We start from the raw sequence: 18,657 nt of genomic DNA on the forward strand, positions 1-18,657 counted from the left end.
TGACGCTGGAGCTGACCGAGCAGCCACAGGGGCTCTCCGTCGCCGTCGCGTACAACCGCGACCTCTTCCATCAGGACACCGTGGACCGGCTCGTGGGGCACCTGCGCGTGCTGCTGGAGGCGGCCGTCCGCGCTCCGGATACGCGGCTGGCGGATCTGCCGCTGATGGTCGGCGCGGAGCGGCAGCGGCTCCTCGTGGAGTGGAACGACACCCACACCCCCTTTGCGCCCGTCACCGTGCAGGCCCTCTTCGAGGCCCAGGCGGCGCGGACTCCGGATGCCGAGGCCGTCGTCGCCGAGGACTCGCGCCTGACGTACCGGGAGCTGAACCAGCGCGCGAACCAGGTGGCGCATCACCTGCGCGAGCTGGGCGTGGGCCCCGACGTGCCGGTGGGCCTTTACCTGGACCGCTCCGCGAGCGCCCTGGTGGGCCTGTGGGGCATCCTCAAGGCGGGTGGCGCCTACGTGCCCCTGGACCCGGCCTTCCCCCTCGAGCGCCTGCGCGGTGTCCTCGCGGACGCGGGCGCACGGGCACTCGTCACGCAGTCGACGCTGGCGGAACGTCTCGGATGGAGCGCCGGAGCGGTCATCCGTCTCGACGCGGACGCCCGCCTGCTGGCCGGGCGCAGCGCCGCGGACCCGGTGCCCGTGACGGCACCGGAGAACCTCGCCTACGTCATCTTCACCTCCGGCTCCACCGGCCGTCCGAAGGGCGTGGCCATCGAGCACCGGCAGCTCGTCAACTACGTGGAGGGCGTCTCGCGCAGGCTGGAGCTGCCTGCCTCGGCGAGCTTCGCCTCCGTGTCCACGCTGGCGGCGGACCTCGGCAACACCGCGGTCTTCCCCGCGCTCTGCCATGGCGGCGCGCTGCACCTGGTGTCTCGCGAGCAGGCCTCGGACCCGGCGGCATTGGCCGCGCTCTTCGAGCGCGAGGCGGTGGACTGCCTGAAGATCGTCCCCCCACACCTCCAGGCGCTCCTGGCCTCCGGGAACCCGGAGCGGGTGCTTCCTCGCCAGCGGCTGGTGCTGGGCGGAGACGTGTCGGACTGGTCGCTCATCGACCGGGTCCACGCGCTGGCCCCCGGGCTGGAGGTGTTCAACCACTACGGCCCTACCGAGACGACGGTGGGCGTGCTCACGCTCAAGGTGCCACGCGGGGCGGAGGGGCGCGTGTCCGTGTCCGTGCCGCTCGGCCGGCCCATTCCCAACGCGCGCACCTACGTGCTGGATGCGCAGCTCGTTCCCGTGCCCGTGGGCGTTCCCGGTGAACTGTGCATCGGCGGCCTCGTCGTGGGCCGTGGCTACCTGGGCCGTCCCGACCTGACGGCGGAGCGCTTCATCCCGGACCCGTATTCGGGCGCTCAGGGTGCGCGGATGTACCGCACGGGAGACAGGGCCCGCCTGCTCGCGGATGGACGGGTCGAGTTCCTCGGCCGTGTGGACCATCAGCTCAAGATTCGCGGCTACCGCGTGGAGCTCGGCGAGGTGGAAGCCGCATTGGAGCGGCACCCCGCGGTGCGCGAGGCCGTCGTCCTGGCGCGTGACGGACAAGCGGGAGGCAAGCGGCTCGTTGCGTACGCCGTGCCCGTGGCGGGCCAGACGCTGGTGGCCGAGGCGCTCCGTGACTTCCTGGGCGGGACGCTGCCCGACTACATGGTGCCGCAGGCGTTCGTGGTGCTGGACGCGCTGCCGCTGACGCCCAACGGCAAGGTGGACCGGGCGGCGCTGCCGGCACCGGACTTCGTCGCGGCGGAGCCCGAGTCGTTCACCGCGCCTCGCACAGAGACGGAGAAGGTGCTGGCGGGCCTCTTCGCCGAGGTGCTCGGGCTCACGCAGGTGGGCGTCCACGGGAGCTTCTTCGAGCTGGGTGGACACTCGTTGCTGGCCACGCAGGCCATCTCGCGGATTCGCAGCGCCTTCGGCATCGACCTGCCGCTGCGTGAGCTCTTCGAGGCACCCACGGTGGCGGCGCTGGCGGACCGCGTGGACCGTGCGGTGAGGGCGGGGGCGGGCTTCGTGGCGCCGCCCCTGAGGCGGAGGCGTGAGCACCAGGACGTCCTGCCGCTGTCCTACGCGCAGCAGCGCCTGTGGTTCCTGGAGCAGCTCGCGCCGGGTAGCGCGTTCTACAACGTGCCGGCGGTGGTGAAGCTGAGCGGGCCGCTGGACGGGGCCGCGCTGGAGCGGAGCTTCGAGGAACTGGTGCGCCGGCACGAGTCGTTGCGCACCACGTTCCGCGCCGAGGGCGGCCTGCCCGTGCAGGTCATCTCCCCCGCGGGCCGTGTGGTGCTGGACACGGTGGACCTGGGCGGACATCCGGAGCGCGAGCAGGAAGCACGCCGCCGCGCGGAGGCGGAGGCCGTCCGTCCGTTCGATCTGGCGCAGGGGCCGTTGCTGAGGACGTCGCTGTTGCGGCTCGGGGCGCAGGAGCACGTGCTGGTGCTGATGACGCACCACATTGTCTCGGACGGTTGGTCGATGGGCATCCTCGTGCGCGAAGTGGCCGCGCTGTACGAGGCCTTCTCGCAGGGCCGCCCATCCAGCTTGCCGGAGCTGCCCGTTCAGTACCCGGACTACGCGGTGTGGCAGCGGGAGTGGCTGAAGGGCGAGGTGCTGGAGGCACAGCTCGGCTACTGGAAGCAGCAGCTCGAAGGGGCGCCGGCCACGCTGGAGCTGCCGACGGACAAGCCGCGTCCGGCGGTGCAGACCTTCCGTGGCGAGGTCCGGCAGACACTGTGGCCGAAGGCGCTCTGGCGCAACCTGGAGTCGCTTGGCCGGCGCGAAGGCGCGACGCCGTTCATGGTGTTGCTGGCGGCGTTCCAGACGGTGCTGTCGCGCTACGCGGGGCAGGAGGACGTGAGCGTGGGAGCGCCCATCGCGGGGCGCACGCAGGGGGAGACGGAAGGGCTGATCGGCTTCTTCGCGAACATGCTGGTGCTGAGGGCGAAGGTGGAGGGAGGGCAGAGCTTCCGGCAGTTGTTGAGGCAGGTGAGGGAGACGACGCTGGGAGCGTACGCGCACCAGGAGGTGCCCTTCGAGAAGCTGGTGGAGGAGCTGCAGCCGGAGCGGGATTTGAGCCGGAGCCCGCTCTTCCAGGTGACGCTGACGCTGCAGAACACGCCGACGACGGAAGTGAAGCTGAAGCAGGGGCTGACGCTGTCGGGAGTGGATTCGGAGTGGAAGACTTCGAAGTTCGACCTGTCACTGTTGGTGGAGGAGGTGCCGCACGGAGTGGTGGCGGCGGTGAACTACAACAGCGACCTCTTCGGCGCCGAGACCGTGGAGCGGCTGCTGGGGCACTTGCAGGTGCTGCTGGAGTCGGCGGTGGCGAGGCCCGAGCAGCGGCTGATGGATCTGCCGCTGATGGGCGAGGCGGAGCGAAAGCAGCTCTTGGGCGGGTGGAGCGGCAAGACTGTCGAATACCCGCGAGAGGCCTCGCTGGCGGAGTTGTTCGAGGCGCAGGTGCGGAGGACGCCTGGCGCCGTAGCGGTGGAATACGCGGGCCAGCGGCTGACGTACGTGGAGCTGAACCGCCGGGCCAACCAGCTTGCGCACCACTTGAGGGCAATGGGAGTGGGGCCCGAGGTGCGGGTGGGCCTGTGCGTGGAGCGCTCGCTGGAGCTGGCGGTGAGCGTGCTGGGCATTCTCAAGGCGGGTGGCGTGTACGTGCCGCTGGATGCCAGCTATCCGCTGGAGCGCCTTGGCTGGATGAAGCGCGAAGCCGGAGTCGCGCTGCTGGTGGCGCAAGAGAAGCTGGCGGAGGAGATCGCTGAAGGCAGTGAGCTGCTGGTGTGCGTCGATTCGGAGTGGGCCACCATCTCGCGCCAGCCGGAGACCTCGCCTTCCACCCAGGTCAGCGGAGCAAACCTGGCGTACGTGATGTTCACGTCGGGAAGTACGGGCCGACCGAAGGGCGTGGGCGTGCCGCACCGGGCGGTGTCGAGGCTGGTGCTGGGGACGGACTTCGCGCACTTCGGGCCAGAGGAGGTGTGGCTGCAACTGGCGCCCATCTCGTTCGACGCGTCGACGCTGGAGGTGTGGGGGGCGCTGCTGCACGGGGCGAAGCTGGTGGTGTACCCGGCGGGCGCGCCTTCGCTGGAGGAGTTGGGACGCACGCTGGGCGAAGCGGGCATTACGTCACTGTGGCTGACGGCGGCGCTCTTCGAGCAGATGCAGGCGAGGCAGCCGGAGGCCCTGGCTGGAGTGAAGCAACTCCTGGCCGGTGGTGATGTGCTGCCAGTAGGCCGGGTGAAGGAGCGGCTCGCAGCTGGAGGAGTCCTCATCAACGGGTACGGCCCGACGGAGAACACGACGTTCTCCGCGTGCCACCGGATGGAGGGCTCGGAAGAGCTGGGCGTTTCGGTGCCCATTGGGCGGCCCATCCGCAACACGCAGACGTACGTGCTGGACGGGGCGATGCAGCCGGTGCCGGTGGGCGTGCCCGGAGAGCTGTACGTGGGAGGCGAGGGACTGGCGGTGGGGTACGTGGGCCGGCCGGAGCTGACGGCGGAGCGCTTCATCCCCAGCCCCTTCGGAGACGGCGCACGGCTGTACCGCACGGGCGACGTGGTGCGCTGGCGCGCGGATGGGGCGTTGGAGTTCCTGGGCCGGCGAGACACGCAGGTGAAGGTGCGTGGCTTCCGCATCGAGCTGGGTGAAGTGGAGACGGCGCTGGCGCAGCACTCGGGCGTCAACGAGGCCGTCGTCGTTGCGAGGGAGGACGGCACCGAAGGCAAGCGCCTGGTGGCGTATGTGACGGCGAAAGAGGGCGTGGAACTGGAGGCCAGCGTCCTGCGCATGCACGTGAAGCAGCGGTTGCCGGAGTACATGGTGCCGTCGGCGTACGTGGTGCTGGACGCGCTGCCGCTGACGCCGAACGGGAAGGTGGACCGCAAGGCCCTGCCGGCCCCGGACGCCCATGCTCCGAAGCCGGAGGCGTTCGAAGTGCCGCGCACGGAGACGGAGAAGAAGCTGGCGGCCATCTTCGCGGAGGTGCTGAACGTCGAGCAGGTCGGCCTGCACGGGGACTTCTTCGAGCTGGGGGGCCACTCCCTGCTCGCCACGCAGTTGGTCTCGCGCGTGAAGGAAGCCTTCCAGGTCGAGCTACCCCTGCGCGACATCTTCGAAGCCTCCACGGTGGAGAAGCTGGCCGAGCGGATCGAGGCAGGAGCCGGGGACACGAAGGGACTTCAGGCACCCGCCCTGAAGCGTGCGCTGCGCGATGGAGCGCTACCGCTGTCGTTCGCGCAGCAGCGGCTCTGGTTCCTGGATCAGCTGCAGCCGGGCAGCGCCTTCTACAACGTGCCGACGGTGGTGAAGCTGTCGGGGCGGCTGGATGTCGATGCCTTGGAGAAGAGCTTCCGCGAGCTGGTGCGCCGGCACGAGTCGCTGCGAACCACGTTCCGCACCGAGGCGGGCGCACCCGTGCAGGTCATCTCGACGGAGCCTGCACTCGCCATCGTCCGAGAGGATCTGAGCCCGCTGTCGGAAGCAGACAGAGCCCAGGCAGCACAGCGCTGGGTGGAAGAGGAAATCGAGCGTCCGTTCAGCCTGGAGCAGGGCCCACTGCTGCGGACGGCCCTGGTGAAGGTGTCGGAGCAGGAGCACGTGCTGGTGCTGGTGATGCACCACATCGTCTCGGACGGCTGGTCGATGGGCATCCTCGTGCGCGAGATGGTGGCGCTCTACGAGGCGTATGCGCAGGGTCGTCAGCCGGCACTGCCGGATCTGGCGCTGCAGTACGCGGACTACGCGGTGTGGCAGCGCAATTGGCTCAAGGGCGAGGTGCTCGAAGCGCAGCTCTCGTATTGGAGGAAGCAGCTCGAAGGGGCACCGGCGGCGCTGGAGCTGCCGACGGACAAGCCGCGCCCGGCGGTGCAGAGCTTCCGAGGCGACACACGGACCTTCCAGTGGTCGAAGGGGCTGTGGGAGGCGGTGAAGACGCTGGCGCAGCAGGAAGGGGCGACGCCCTTCATGGTGCTGCTGGCGGCCTTCCAGACGGTGCTGGGGAGGTACGCGGGTCAGGACGACGTGAGCGTGGGCACGGCCATCGCCAATCGCACGCGAGCAGAGACGGAGGGGCTGATTGGCTTCTTCGTCAACACGCTGGTGCTGAGGTCGCGGCTGGACGGCAGGTCCACCTTCCGCGAGCTGCTGAGGCAGGTGAGGGAGACGACGCTGGGTGCGTATGCGCACCAGGAGGTGCCGTTCGAGAGGCTGGTGGAAGAGCTTCAGCCGCAGCGAGACATGAGCCGGGGCGCGCTCTTCCAGGTAATGTTCGTGCTGCAGAACGCACCGGTCTCGGCGGTGAACCTGCCGGGACTGAAGCTGGAGGGGGCCGACTCGTCGGGCAAGACGTCGAAGTTCGACCTGACGCTCGGCATGGCGGACTCGGGCGATGGAGGTGTAGCGGGCGCACTGGAGTTCAACAGCGACCTGTTCGAGCCCGCCACCATTGAGCGGCTGATGGGGCACCTGCGCGTACTGCTGGAGTCGGCGGTGGCGCGTCCGGAGCAGCGGTTGGAAGCGCTGCCGCTGATGGCCGGGGTGGAGCGGCGGCGGCTGGTGCAGGATTGGAGTGGGAGGGCCGCGGAGTATCCGCGCGAGGCCTCCCTTGCCGAACTGTTCGAAGCACAGGTGCGGAAGACACCTGACGCGGTGGCGGTGGAGTACGCAGGCCAGCGGTTGACCTACGCGGAGCTCAATCGTAGGGCCAACCAGCTTGCGCACCACCTGAGGGCAATGGGAGTAGGCCCCGAGGTGCGAGTGGGCCTGTGCGTGGAGCGCTCGCTGGAGCTGGTGGTGAGCGTGCTGGGCATCCTGAAGGCGGGCGGCGCGTACGTGCCGCTGGACGCGAGCTATCCGTCGGAGCGCCTGGCGTGGATGAAGCAGGAGTCCGACGTGGCGCTGCTGGTGACCCAGCAGAAGCTGCTGCCGTCCGTGCACCAGACGGAAGTCGAGCGAGTCGTGTGCGTGGACACGGAGTGGCCCGTCATCACACGTCAATCAGAGGGCAACCCGCCGGTGCGAGTGGGCGGAGAGAACCTGTCGTACGTGATGTTCACGTCGGGAAGCACGGGCCGACCGAAGGGCGTGGGAGTGCCGCACCGAGCGGTGTCGCGGCTGGTGCTGGGAACGGACTTCGCGCACTTCGGGCCGGAGGAAGTGTGGCTGCAGTTGGCGCCCATCTCCTTCGATGCGTCGACGCTGGAGGTGTGGGGAGCGCTGCTGCACGGAGCGAAGCTGGTGGTGTACCCGGCGGGCGCGCCTTCGCTGGAGGAGCTGGGACGCACGCTGGGAGAAGCGGGCATTACGTCGCTATGGCTGACGGCGGCGCTCTTCGATCAGATGCAGGCGAGGCAGCCAGAGGCCCTGGCGGGAGTGAAGCAGTTGTTGGCCGGTGGTGACGTGCTACCCGTGGGTCGCGTCCGTGAGCGGCTGGCCTCCGGGAACGTGCTCATCAACGGGTACGGCCCGACGGAGAACACGACGTTCTCCGCGTGCTACCGGATGGAGGGCCCGGAGGAGCTGGGCGTTTCGGTGCCCATCGGGCGTCCCATCACCAACACACGAGCGTATGTGCTGGACGGAGCGATGCAGCCGGTGCCCGTGGGAGTGCCGGGCGAGCTGTACGTGGGAGGCGCGGGCCTGGCGGTGGGGTACATCGGCCGGCCGGAGCTGACGGCGGAGCGCTTCGTGCCCAGTCCTTTTGGAGACGGTGCACGTCTCTACCGCACGGGCGACATGGTGCGCTGGCGTGTGGACGGGACGTTGGAGTTCCTGGGCCGGCGAGACACGCAGGTGAAGGTGCGTGGCTTCCGCATCGAACTGGGTGAAGTGGAGACGGCGCTGGCGCAGCACTCGGGCGTCAACGAGGTCGTCATCATCGCGAGGGAGGTCGGCACCGAGGGCAAGCGCCTGGTGGCGTACGTGACGGCGAAGGAGGGCGCGGAGCTGGAGCCCGCCGGACTGCGCACGCACCTGATGCAGCGGTTGCCGGAGTACATGGTGCCGTCGGCGTACGTGGTGCTGGACGCGCTGCCGCTGACGCCGAACGGCAAGGTGGATCGCAAGGCCCTGCCCGATCCGACGGCTTCGGCTCGTACCGCCAGCGCCGAATACGAAGCGCCGCGCACGCCCAGGGAGGAGCTGCTCGCAGCGCTCTTTGCCCAGGTCCTCGGAGTCGAACGCGTCGGCACGAAGGACAACTTCTTCGAGCTGGGTGGGCACTCCCTGCTGGCGACGCAGGTCGTCTCGCGGATTCGCAGCACGTTCGGTGTCGAGCTTCCGCTGCGTGAGCTCTTCGAGGCACCCACGGTGGCGGCTCTCGCCGACCGGACCGAGCATGCGGCACGTGCGGGTCATGGGCTGGCCGCGCCTCCCCTGAAGCCGCGTACGGAGCGGCAGGCGGTGCTGCCACTGTCGTTCGCTCAGCAGCGACTGTGGTTCCTGGATCGGCTGGAGCCAGGCAGCTCCTTCTACAACGTGCCGGCAGTGGTGCGTGCGGAGGGCGCGCTGGACGTGGGTGTGCTCCAGCGAAGCTTCGAAGAATTGGTCCGCCGACACGAAGCGCTGCGTACGACCTTCGGAAGCAAGGACGGGAAGCCCGTCCAGGTCATCTCATCGGAGCCGTTGCTCGCCTTCGATATGAAGGATCTGCGCGCGGTGCCGGAGGGAACGCGTGAAGCGGAGGCCATGCGGCTCGTGGAGGAGGAGTCTCAACGGCCGTTCGACCTGGAGCACGGGCCGCTGCTGCGGATGACCCTGTTGAGACTGTCCGAGCAGGAGCACGTGCTGGTGCTGGTGACGCACCACATCGTCTCGGACGGCTGGTCGATGAACGTCCTCGTGCGCGAGATCGCCGCGCTCTACGAGGCGTTCTCGGAGGGCCGCTCGTCCCCACTGCCGGAGCTGGCTGTGCAGTACGCGGACCATGCGGTGTGGCAGCGCGAGTGGCTCAAGGGCGAGGTGCTCGAGGCGAAGCTCGGGTACTGGAAGCAGCAGCTCGAAGGCGCCACCCACGCCCTGGAGCTGCCGACGGACCGTCCGCGTCCGGCGGTGCAGACCTTCCGCGGCGGGCACGTCGAGGTCCAGTGGCCGAAGCGCCTGTGGGACGGAGCGAAGACGCTGGCACAGCGCGAGGGAGCAACGCCGTTCATGGTGTTGCTGGCGGCGTTCCAGACGGTGCTGTCGCGCTACGCGGGGCAGGAGGACGTGAGCGTGGGAGCGCCCATCGCGGGGCGTACGCAGGGGGAGACGGAAGGGCTGATCGGCTTCTTCGCGAACATGCTGGTGCTGAGGGCGAAGGTGGAGGGAGGGCAGAGCTTCCGGCAGTTGTTGAGGCAGGTGAGGGAGACGACGCTGGGTGCGTACGCGCACCAGGAGGTGCCGTTCGAGAAGCTGGTGGAGGAGCTGCAGCCGGAGCGGGATTTGAGCCGCAGTCCGCTGTTCCAGGTGACGCTGACGCTGCAGAACACGCCGACGACGGAAGTGAAGCTGAAGCAGGGGTTGAAGCTGTCGGGAGTGGAGTCGGAAGACAAGACGTCGAAGTTCGACCTGTCGTTGGTGGTGCAGGAGGTGCCCCAGGGGGCGGCGGCGGCGGTGAACTACAACAGCGACCTCTTCGACGCGGCGACGATGGAGCGGCTGCTGAGCCATCTGCGCGTGCTGCTGGAAGCGGCAGTCACCCAGCCGGAGCAGCGGCTGGAAGCGTTGCCTCTGATGGACAAGGAGGAGCGGCGCCAGGTGGAGCAGTGGAGCGGCCGGGCCGTGGAGTACCCGCGAGAGGCGGGCCTCCACGCTTTGTTCGAAGCGCAGGTGCAGCGGACGCCGCGGGCCGTGGCCGTGGAGTACGCGGGTCAGCGGCTGACGTATGAGGCGCTCGACCGCCGTGCCAACCAACTGGCGCACCACCTGAGGTCGATGGGAGTAGGCCCTGAGGTACGAGTGGGCCTGTGCGTGGAGCGCTCGCTGGAACTGGTGGTGAGCGTGCTGGGCATCCTCAAGGCCGGCGGCGTGTACGTGCCGCTGGATGCGAGCTACCCGCTGGAGCGCCTGTCCTGGATGAAGCGCGAGGCCGGCGTCGCCGTCCTCGTCGCCCAGGAACGGCTGGCCGACGAGATTGCCGAAGGCAGCGAGCTGCTGGTGTGCGTCGATTCGGAGTGGGCCACCATCTCGCGCCGGCCCGAGAGTCCCCTGTCGCCCATGGTGGGCGGGGAGAACCTGGCGTACGTGATGTTCACGTCGGGAAGCACGGGGCGTCCGAAGGGAGTGGGCGTGCCGCACCGGGCGGTGTCGAGGCTGGTGCTGGGAACGGACTTCGCGCACTTCGGACCGGAGGAAGTGTGGCTGCAGTTGGCGCCCATCTCCTTCGATGCGTCGACGCTGGAGGTGTGGGGAGCGCTGCTGCATGGAGCGAAGCTGGTGGTGTACCCGGCGGGTGCGCCTTCGCTGGAGGAGCTGGGCCGCACGTTGGGTGAAGCGGGCATCACGTCACTGTGGCTGACGGCGGCGCTCTTCGAGCAGATGCAGGCGAGGCAGCCAGAGGCCCTGGCTGGAGTGAAGCAACTCCTGGCTGGTGGTGACGTGCTCCCGGTGGGGCGCGTCCGTGAGCGGCTGGCCTCTGGAAACGTGCTCATCAACGGGTACGGCCCGACGGAGAACACGACGTTCTCCGCGTGCCACCGGATGGAGGGCTCGGAGGAGTTGGGCGTTTCGGTGCCCATCGGCCGTCCCATCACGAACACGGCTGCACACGTGCTGGACGGAGCGATGCAACCGGTGCCCGTGGGTGTGCCCGGAGAGTTGTACGTGGGAGGGGAAGGACTGGCGGTAGGGTACGTGGGCCGGCCGGAGCTGACGGCGGAGCGCTTCGTGCCCAGTCCTTTTGGACATGGGGCTCGCCTGTATCGCACGGGCGACGTGGTGCGCTGGCGCGTGGACGGGACGTTGGAGTTCCTGGGCCGGCGCGACACGCAGGTGAAGGTGCGTGGCTTCCGCATCGAATTGGGCGAGGTGGAGACGGCGCTGGCGCAACACTCGGGCGTCAACGAGGCCGTCGTCGTCGCGAGGGAGGACGGCACCGAGGGCAAGCGACTGGTGGCGTATGTGACGGCGAAGGAGGGCGCGGAGCTGGAGGCCAGCGTCCTGCGCACGCACCTGAAGCAGCGGCTGCCGGAGTACATGGTGCCGTCGGCGTACGTGGTGCTGGACGCGCTGCCGCTGACGCCCAATGGCAAGGTGGACCGCAAGGCCCTGCCAGCTCCGGACGCCCATGCTCCGAAGCCGGAGGCGTTCGAAGCGCCGCGCACGGAGACGGAGAAGAAGCTGGCGGCCATCTTCGCGGAGGTGCTGAACGTCGAGCAGGTCGGCCTGCACGAGGACTTCTTCGAGCTGGGCGGGCACTCGCTGCTGGCGACGCAACTCGTCTCCAGGGTGCGCGAGGCGTTCCAGGTGGAGCTGCCGCTGCGCGACGTCTTCGAGGCCTCCACGGTGGAGAAGCTCGCGTTGAAGCTGGACGGGGCGGGCACGGATACAGAGGTGAAGGCACCGCCCCTGGTCCGCGTCTCTCGCGACCGCGCCCTGCCGCTGTCGTTCGCACAGCAGCGCCTGTGGTTCCTGGATCAGCTGGAGCCGGGCAGCGCGTTCTATAATGTCCCAGTGGCCGTGAAGCTGACCGGGACGCTCGACCTCCGAGCCCTGGAGCGCAGCTTCGAAGCGCTGGTCCGCCGTCACGAGTCACTGCGCACGGTGTTCCGAACCGAGAACGGGCTCCCCGTGCAGGTCATCGAGCACGGGATGCAGGCGCGGCTGGAGGTGGTGGATCTGGGCTCCCTGCCCGAGGTCGCCCGCGCCACCGAGGCGAAGCACCTGGCCGGACAGGAGGCTCAGCGTCCGTTCAACCTGGAAACGGGCCCACTCCTGAGGACGACGCTGCTGAAGCTGTCGGAGCAGGAACATCTGCTGGTGCTGGTGATGCACCACATCGTTTCGGACGGCTGGTCGATGGGCATCCTCGTGCGCGAGGTGGTGGCGCTCTACGAGGCGTATGCGCTGGGGCGTCAGCCGGCACTGCCGGAGCTGACGGTGCAGTACGCGGACTACGCGGTGTGGCAGCGCGAGTGGCTGAAGGGCGAGGTGCTGGAGGCGCAGCTCGGGTACTGGAAGAAGCAGCTCACCGGGGCCCCGCGAGCGCTGGAGCTGCCGACGGACAAGCCGCGTCCGGCGGTGCAGAGCTTCCGAGGCGACACGCGAACCTTCCAGTGGCCGAAGGGGCTGTGGGAGTCCGTGAAGGCGTTGGCTCAGCAGGAAGGGGCCACGCCGTTCATGGTGTTGCTGGCGGCGTTCCAGACGGTGCTGTCGCGCTACTCCGGGCAGGACGACGTGAGCGTGGGCACGGCCATCGCCAATCGCACGCGGGCGGAGACGGAGGGGCTGATCGGCTTCTTCGTCAACACGCTCGTGCTGCGGACCCGGCTGGACGGCAACCCCTCGTTCCGCGAGCTGCTGGGGCAGGTGAGGGAGACGACGCTGGGCGCATACGCGCACCAGGAAGTGCCCTTCGAGAGACTGGTGGAGGAGCTGCAGCCCGAGCGGGACATGAGCCGCGGTCCGCTCTTCCAGGTGATGTTCGTGCTGCAGAACGCACCGGGCTCGGCGGTGAGTCTGCCGGGGTTGACGCTGGAGGCGGCCGAGTCGTCGGGCAAGACCTCGAAGTTCGACCTGACGCTCGGCATGGGTGAAACGGAGGAGGGCCTCTCCGGCGGCCTGGAGTTCAACAGCGACCTGTTCGAGTCCGACACCATCGAGCGACTGCTGGGGCACCTGCGGGTGCTGCTGGAGTCGGCTGTCTCCAATCCGGAGCAGCGGTTGGAAGCGCTGCCGCTGATGGGCGCTCAGGAGCGGCGGCGACTGGTGGAGGAGTGGAGTGGGAAGGCCGTGGAGTACCCGCGCGAGATGTCGCTGGCGGAGTTGTTCGAAGCGCAGGTGCAGCGGACACCGCACGCCGTGGCCGTGGAGTACGTGGGCCAGCGCCTGACGTATGCGGAGCTGAACCGCCGGGCCAACCAGCTTGCGCACCACCTGAAGGGAATGGGCGTCGGGCCCGAGGTGCGGGTGGGACTGTGCGTGGAGCGCTCGCTGGAGTTGGTGGCGAGCGTGCTCGGCATCTTGAAGGCCGGCGGCGTGTACGTGCCGCTGGATGCGAGCTACCCGTGGGAGCGCCTGTCCTGGATGAAGCGCGAGGCCTGCGTCACGGTGCTCGTGTCCCAGGAGAAGCTGGCTGTGGCCGAGGACGGCGTGCCGGTAGTGCTCGTGGACTCCGGGTGGACGGCGTTCTCGCATCAGTCCGAGAGCACGCCCCCGGTCCGGGTGGGTGGCGGCAATCTCGCCTACGTGATGTTCACGTCGGGAAGCACGGGTCGTCCGAAGGGCGTGGGCGTGCCGCATCGAGCGGTGTCGCGCCTGGTGCTGGGGACGGACTTCGCTCACTTCGGGCCGGAAGAGGTGTGGCTGCAACTGGCGCCCATCTCGTTCGACGCGTCGACGCTGGAGGTGTGGGGAGCGCTGCTGCACGGGGCGAAGCTGGTGGTGTACCCGGCGGGCACGCCTTCGCTGGAGGAACTGGGCCGGACATTGAGTGCGTCCGGCATCACATCACTGTGGCTGACGGCGGCGCTCTTCGAGCAGATGCAGGCGAGGCAGCCGGAAGCCCTGGCGGGAGTGAAGCAACTCCTGGCCGGTGGTGACGTGCTGCCCGTGGGCCGTGTGAAGGAACGGCTCGCAGCTGGAGGAGTCCTCATCAACGGGTACGGCCCGACGGAGAACACGACGTTCTCCGCGTGCTACCGGATGGAGGGCTCGGAGGAGTTGGGCGCTTCGGTGCCCATTGGCCGTCCCATCACGAACACGTCTGCATACGTGCTGGACGGGGCGATGCAGCCGGTGCCCGTGGGGGTGCCGGGTGAGCTGTACGTGGGCGGCGAGGGCCTGGCGGTAGGGTACGTGGGCCGGCCGGAGCTGACGGCGGAGCGCTTCGTGCCCAGTCCTTTCGGAGACGGTGCACGTCTCTACCGCACGGGCGACATGGTGCGCTGGCGCGTGGACGGGACGCTGGAGTTCCTGGGCCGGCGAGACACGCAGGTGAAGGTGCGTGGCTTCCGCATCGAGCTGGGTGAAGTGGAGACGGCGCTGGCGCAGCATTCGGCCGTCAACGAAGTCGTCGTCGTCGCGAGGGAGGACGGCGCCGAGGGCAAGCGCCTGGTGGCGTACGTGACGGCGAAGGAGGGTGCCAACATCGACGCGGCCACTCTGCGCACGCACCTGAAGCAGCGGTTGCCGGAGTACATGGTGCCGTCGGCATTCATGGTGCTGGACGCGCTGCCGCTGACGCCCAATGGCAAGGTGGACCGCAAGGCCCTGCCCGCACCTGACGCGGTGTTGGCAACCCACCGTCGCGAGTACGTCGCCCCACGTACGCCGGTGGAGCAGACCCTGGCCACGCTGTGGTCCGAAGTCCTGCGCCACGACAGCCCCGGCGTGCTCGATGACTTCTTCGAGCTCGGCGGGCACTCGCTGCTCGCCACGCAGCTCGTGTCGCGTATCCGCGAGGCCTTCCAGGTGGAGCTGCCGCTGCGTGAGCTGTTCGAGTCACCCACGGTGGCCCGACTGGCTCAACGCGTGGAGGCCGCACGGTCTCGCGCGGCCGGAACACAAGCTCCGCCCCTGAAGCGCGCTCCTCGCGACGGAGCGCTCCCGCTGTCCTTCGCGCAGCAGCGCCTGTGGTTCCTGGATCAACTGGAGCCGGGCAGCACCGTCTACAACGTGCCCTCCGTGGTGCGACTGTCCGGGGGGCTCGACACACACGCCCTGGAACGCGCCTTCGACGCGCTCGTGCACCGCCACGAGTCGCTGCGCACGACGTTCCAGGTCGCGAACGGCGCACCCGTGCAGGTCATCGAATCGCAGGGCCGCACCCGACTCCACGGTGTGGACTTCAGCTCGCTACCGGAAGACTCTCGTGACGCGGAGGCGCGCCGGTGGGCGCTGGTGGAGTCCCAGCGCCCGTTCGACTTGGAACAGGGGCCGCTGCTGCGGACCACGCTCCTGAAGCTCTCCGCGCAGGAGCATGTGCTGGTGCTGGTGATGCACCACATCATCTCGGACGGCTGGTCCATGGGGCTGCTGGTCCACGAGGTCGCGGAGCTGTACGCGGCCTTCTCCCAGGGCCGCCCGTCGCCGCTGCCGGAGCTGCCGCTCCAGTACGCGGACTACGCGGTGTGGCAGCGCGAGTGGCTGCGCGGGGACGTGCTGGACGCGCAGCTCGGCTACTGGAAGCAGCAGCTCGAAGGCGCCCCTCGCTTGCTGGAGTTGCCCACGGACCTGCCTCGGCCCGCGGTGCAATCGCTGGAAGGCGCCCTTGCTCCGTTCTCCCTCGGCCGTGAGCTGACGGACGCCGTGAAGGCGCTCGGCATGCGCGAGGGTGTGACGCCGTTCATGGTGATGCTGGCCGCGTTCCAGGCCGTGCTGGCGCGCTACTCGGGGCAGGACGACGTGTGCGTCGGGTCGCCCATCGCGGGCCGGACGCGGGCGGAGACGGAGGGCCTCATCGGCTTCTTCGTCAACACGCTCGTGCTGCGGACACGGCTGGACGGCAACCCCTCCTTCCGCGAGCTGCTGGCGCGGGTGCGCGAGGTGACGCTCGGCGCGTATGCGCACCAGGACGTGCCCTTCGAGAAGCTCGTGGAGGAGCTGCGCCCCGAGCGCAGTCTGAGCCACTCGCCGCTCTTCCAGGTGATGCTCACCCTCGACAGCACGCCCAAGGCGGCGGGACAGGGCCTGTCGGACCTGGCGCTCCGTCCCGTCGAGGTGGAGCACCGGGTGGCGCGGTTCGACCTCACCCTCGGTCTCGCGGACGGGGAGGACGGGCTCACCGGCGGGCTGGAGTACAGCACCGCGCTGTTCGAGCCCGCGACGGTGGAACGGCTGCTTGGTCACCTGAAGGCGCTGCTCGAAGGCGCCCTGGCCCGGCCCGAGGCGCCCGTCTTCACCGTGCCCCTGCTGCGAGACGCCGAGCGGCGCCGCCTGCTGGTGGAGTGGAACGACACCGGCTCGGCGGGGCCCGCGGACGCGTGCATCCACACCCTCTTCGAGTGGCAGGTGACCGCCACCCCGGACGCAGTGGCGGTGCTCGCGGGTGACGTGTCGCTGACGTACCGCGAGCTCGACACGCGGGCCAACTGGCTGGCGCACCACCTGCGCGGCCTGGGCGTGGGTCCGGAGGTGCGGGTCGGCCTCTGCGTCGAGCGCACGGCGGACCTGTTGGTCGCGGTGCTCGGCATCCTCAAGGCGGGCGGCGCGTACGTGCCGCTCGACCCGGCGTACCCGCGCCAGCGGCTCGCGTTCATGCTGGAGGACGCGAAGCCCCGCGTGCTCGTGGGCCAGCGCCATCTGCTGGACTCCCTGCCTCCAGTGGAGGCGGCCCGGGTGGCGCTCGACGATGCGCACATGCTGGCTGTCGAGCACACGGAGGCACCGACCTCCGGCGTCACGCCGGACCACCTGGCCTACGTCCTGTTCACGTCGGGCAGCACCGGCAGGCCCAAGGGCGTCGCGCTGGAGCACCGGAGCGCGGTGGCCTTCCTGCGGTGGACGGCGCGCGTCTTCGCGGCGGAGACGCTCGCGGGCGTGCTGGCCTCCACCTCGCTCAACTTCGACCTCTCCGTCTTCGAGCTCTTCGCTCCGCTCACGCGTGGTGGCGCGGTGGTGGTGGCGAGGAACGCGCTCGCGCTGCCCTCGCTGCCGGCGGCTGGTCGCGTCACCCTCATCAACACTGTCCCCTCGGCCATGGCGGAGCTGGTGCGCGCCCACGCCGTCCCCGGCTCCGTGCGCACGGTGAACCTCGCGGGCGAGCCGCTGGCCAACTCGCTGGTGCAGGCCATCCACGACGCCGCGCCCGGCGTGGAGCGCGTGCTCAACCTCTACGGCCCCACCGAGGACACGACGTACTCCACGTGGACGCTGGCGCCCCGGGGCGCGACGCGGGAGCCGACGCTGGGCAGACCGTTGGATGGGACGCGGGCGTACGTGCTGGACGCGTTCGGCCAGCCCGTGCCCACGGGGGTCGCGGGAGAGCTGTACCTCGGCGGCGCCGGCCTGGCCCGGGGCAATGTGGACCGGCCCGAGCTGACGGCGGAGCGCTTCGTTCCGGACCCGTTCAGCACGACTCCGGGCGCGCGGCTGTACCGCACGGGAGACCGGGTGCGGTGGCTCGCGGAGGGCGTGTTGCAGTACTTCGGCCGCATCGACCAGCAGGTGAAGGTGCGCGGCTTCCGCATCGAGCTGGGCGAAATCGAGGCGGCGCTGCGCCAGCATCCCGACGTGCGCGAAGCCGTCGTGTTGGCCCGCGAGAGCGGCGCCGAGGGCAAGAGGCTGGTGGCCTGGCTCGTGGCTCAGGCGGGGGCAACGCCGGACACGGCGGAGCTGCGGCGCTTCCTGAAGGAGCGGGTGCCCGACTTCATGGTGCCCTCCGCCTTCGTGTCGCTGGACGCGTTGCCGCTGACGCCCAACGGCAAGGTGGACCGCAAGGCGCTCCCGGCACCGGAAGTCCGGACGGAGCCGGCACACACCTACGTGCCGCCGCGCGACGACCTGGAGCTGCGTCTCGCCCGCATCTGGGAGGAGCTGCTGGGCGTGTCACCCGTTGGCATCCACTCGGACTTCTTCGAGCTGGGGGGCCACTCGCTTCTGGCAATGCGGATGATGTCCCTCATCCGCGAGCGCCTGGGCCGGAGCCTGCCGGTGGTGGCCCTCTTCCAGTCGGGCACGCTCGAGGAGCTGGCGGCACGGCTGCGCGAGGCACAGGGGAGCCTGTCTCCGTGGGTGTCACTCACCAACGGGGGCTCGCGCCGGCCGTTCTTCTGCGTCCACCCCGTCAGCGGCAACGTCCTGCCCTACCTGGAGCTGGCTCGCGCACTGGGCCCGGACCAGCCGTTCCACGCGTTCCAGGCGCCCGGCATCGAGGACGAACAGGCTCCGTTGGAGACGGTGGAAGCCCTGGCGGCGCGCTACCTGGAGGCCCTCCGTGAAGTCCAGCCCGTCGGCCCGTACCGGCTGGGAGGCTGGTCCATGGGAGGCACGGTGGCCTTCGAGATGGCGCGCCAGTTGGAGCAGCGGGGCGAGCAGGTGGAGCAGCTCGTGCTCATCGACTCCTACGCCTTCGACAAGCGCCCGCCGGAGGGGGCAGGGGAGTCGTGGCTCGCGGCCCGCTTCGTCGAGTTCACGGCCCGACTCGTCGGCCTGCCAGCTCCCGAGCTGGATGCGGAAGCCCTGCCCGGCGGCGACGCGCTGCTGAACGGGTTGCTGGAGGCGGGGCGGAACGCCGGAGTCCTCGCCCGGGGCGTGGGCGTCGAGCAGCTCCGCATCCTGTACCGCGTCTTCGCGAGCAACCTGCGCGCCCTGTGGCGGTACGAGCCGGGCGCGTACGGAGGCCGCGTCACGCTGGTGCGCGCCAGCGAGACGCAGGTGCCCACCGGCCCGGACGGTGGCTGGGCGCGGCTCGCGGCCGGCGGCGTGGAGGTGTGCGAGCTCCCCGGTGACCACCACTCCCTGCTTCGTGCTCCCACCGTGGAGGCGCTCGCGAAGAAGCTTCAGGAGTGAGCGAGAC

The 18,657-nt window shown here is 69.7% G+C and carries 1 protein-coding gene (running past one end of the window); it reads left to right on the forward strand.

What is annotated here, in order from left to right; translation table 11 throughout:
• Nucleotides 1–18,650, forward strand: the 3' portion of a protein-coding gene (locus tag OV427_RS45200; RefSeq protein ID WP_267862442.1) for a non-ribosomal peptide synthase/polyketide synthase. It extends 20,311 nt beyond the left edge of the window; 18,650 of the gene's 38,961 nt are visible here — the last part of the coding sequence; its start codon lies off the left edge, out of view; the stop codon is at nt 18,648–18,650.
• The last annotated feature ends 7 nt before the right edge of the window (nt 18,651–18,657 follow it).

The organism is Pyxidicoccus sp. MSG2, assembly GCF_026626705.1.
Classification (GTDB): domain Bacteria; phylum Myxococcota; class Myxococcia; order Myxococcales; family Myxococcaceae; genus Myxococcus.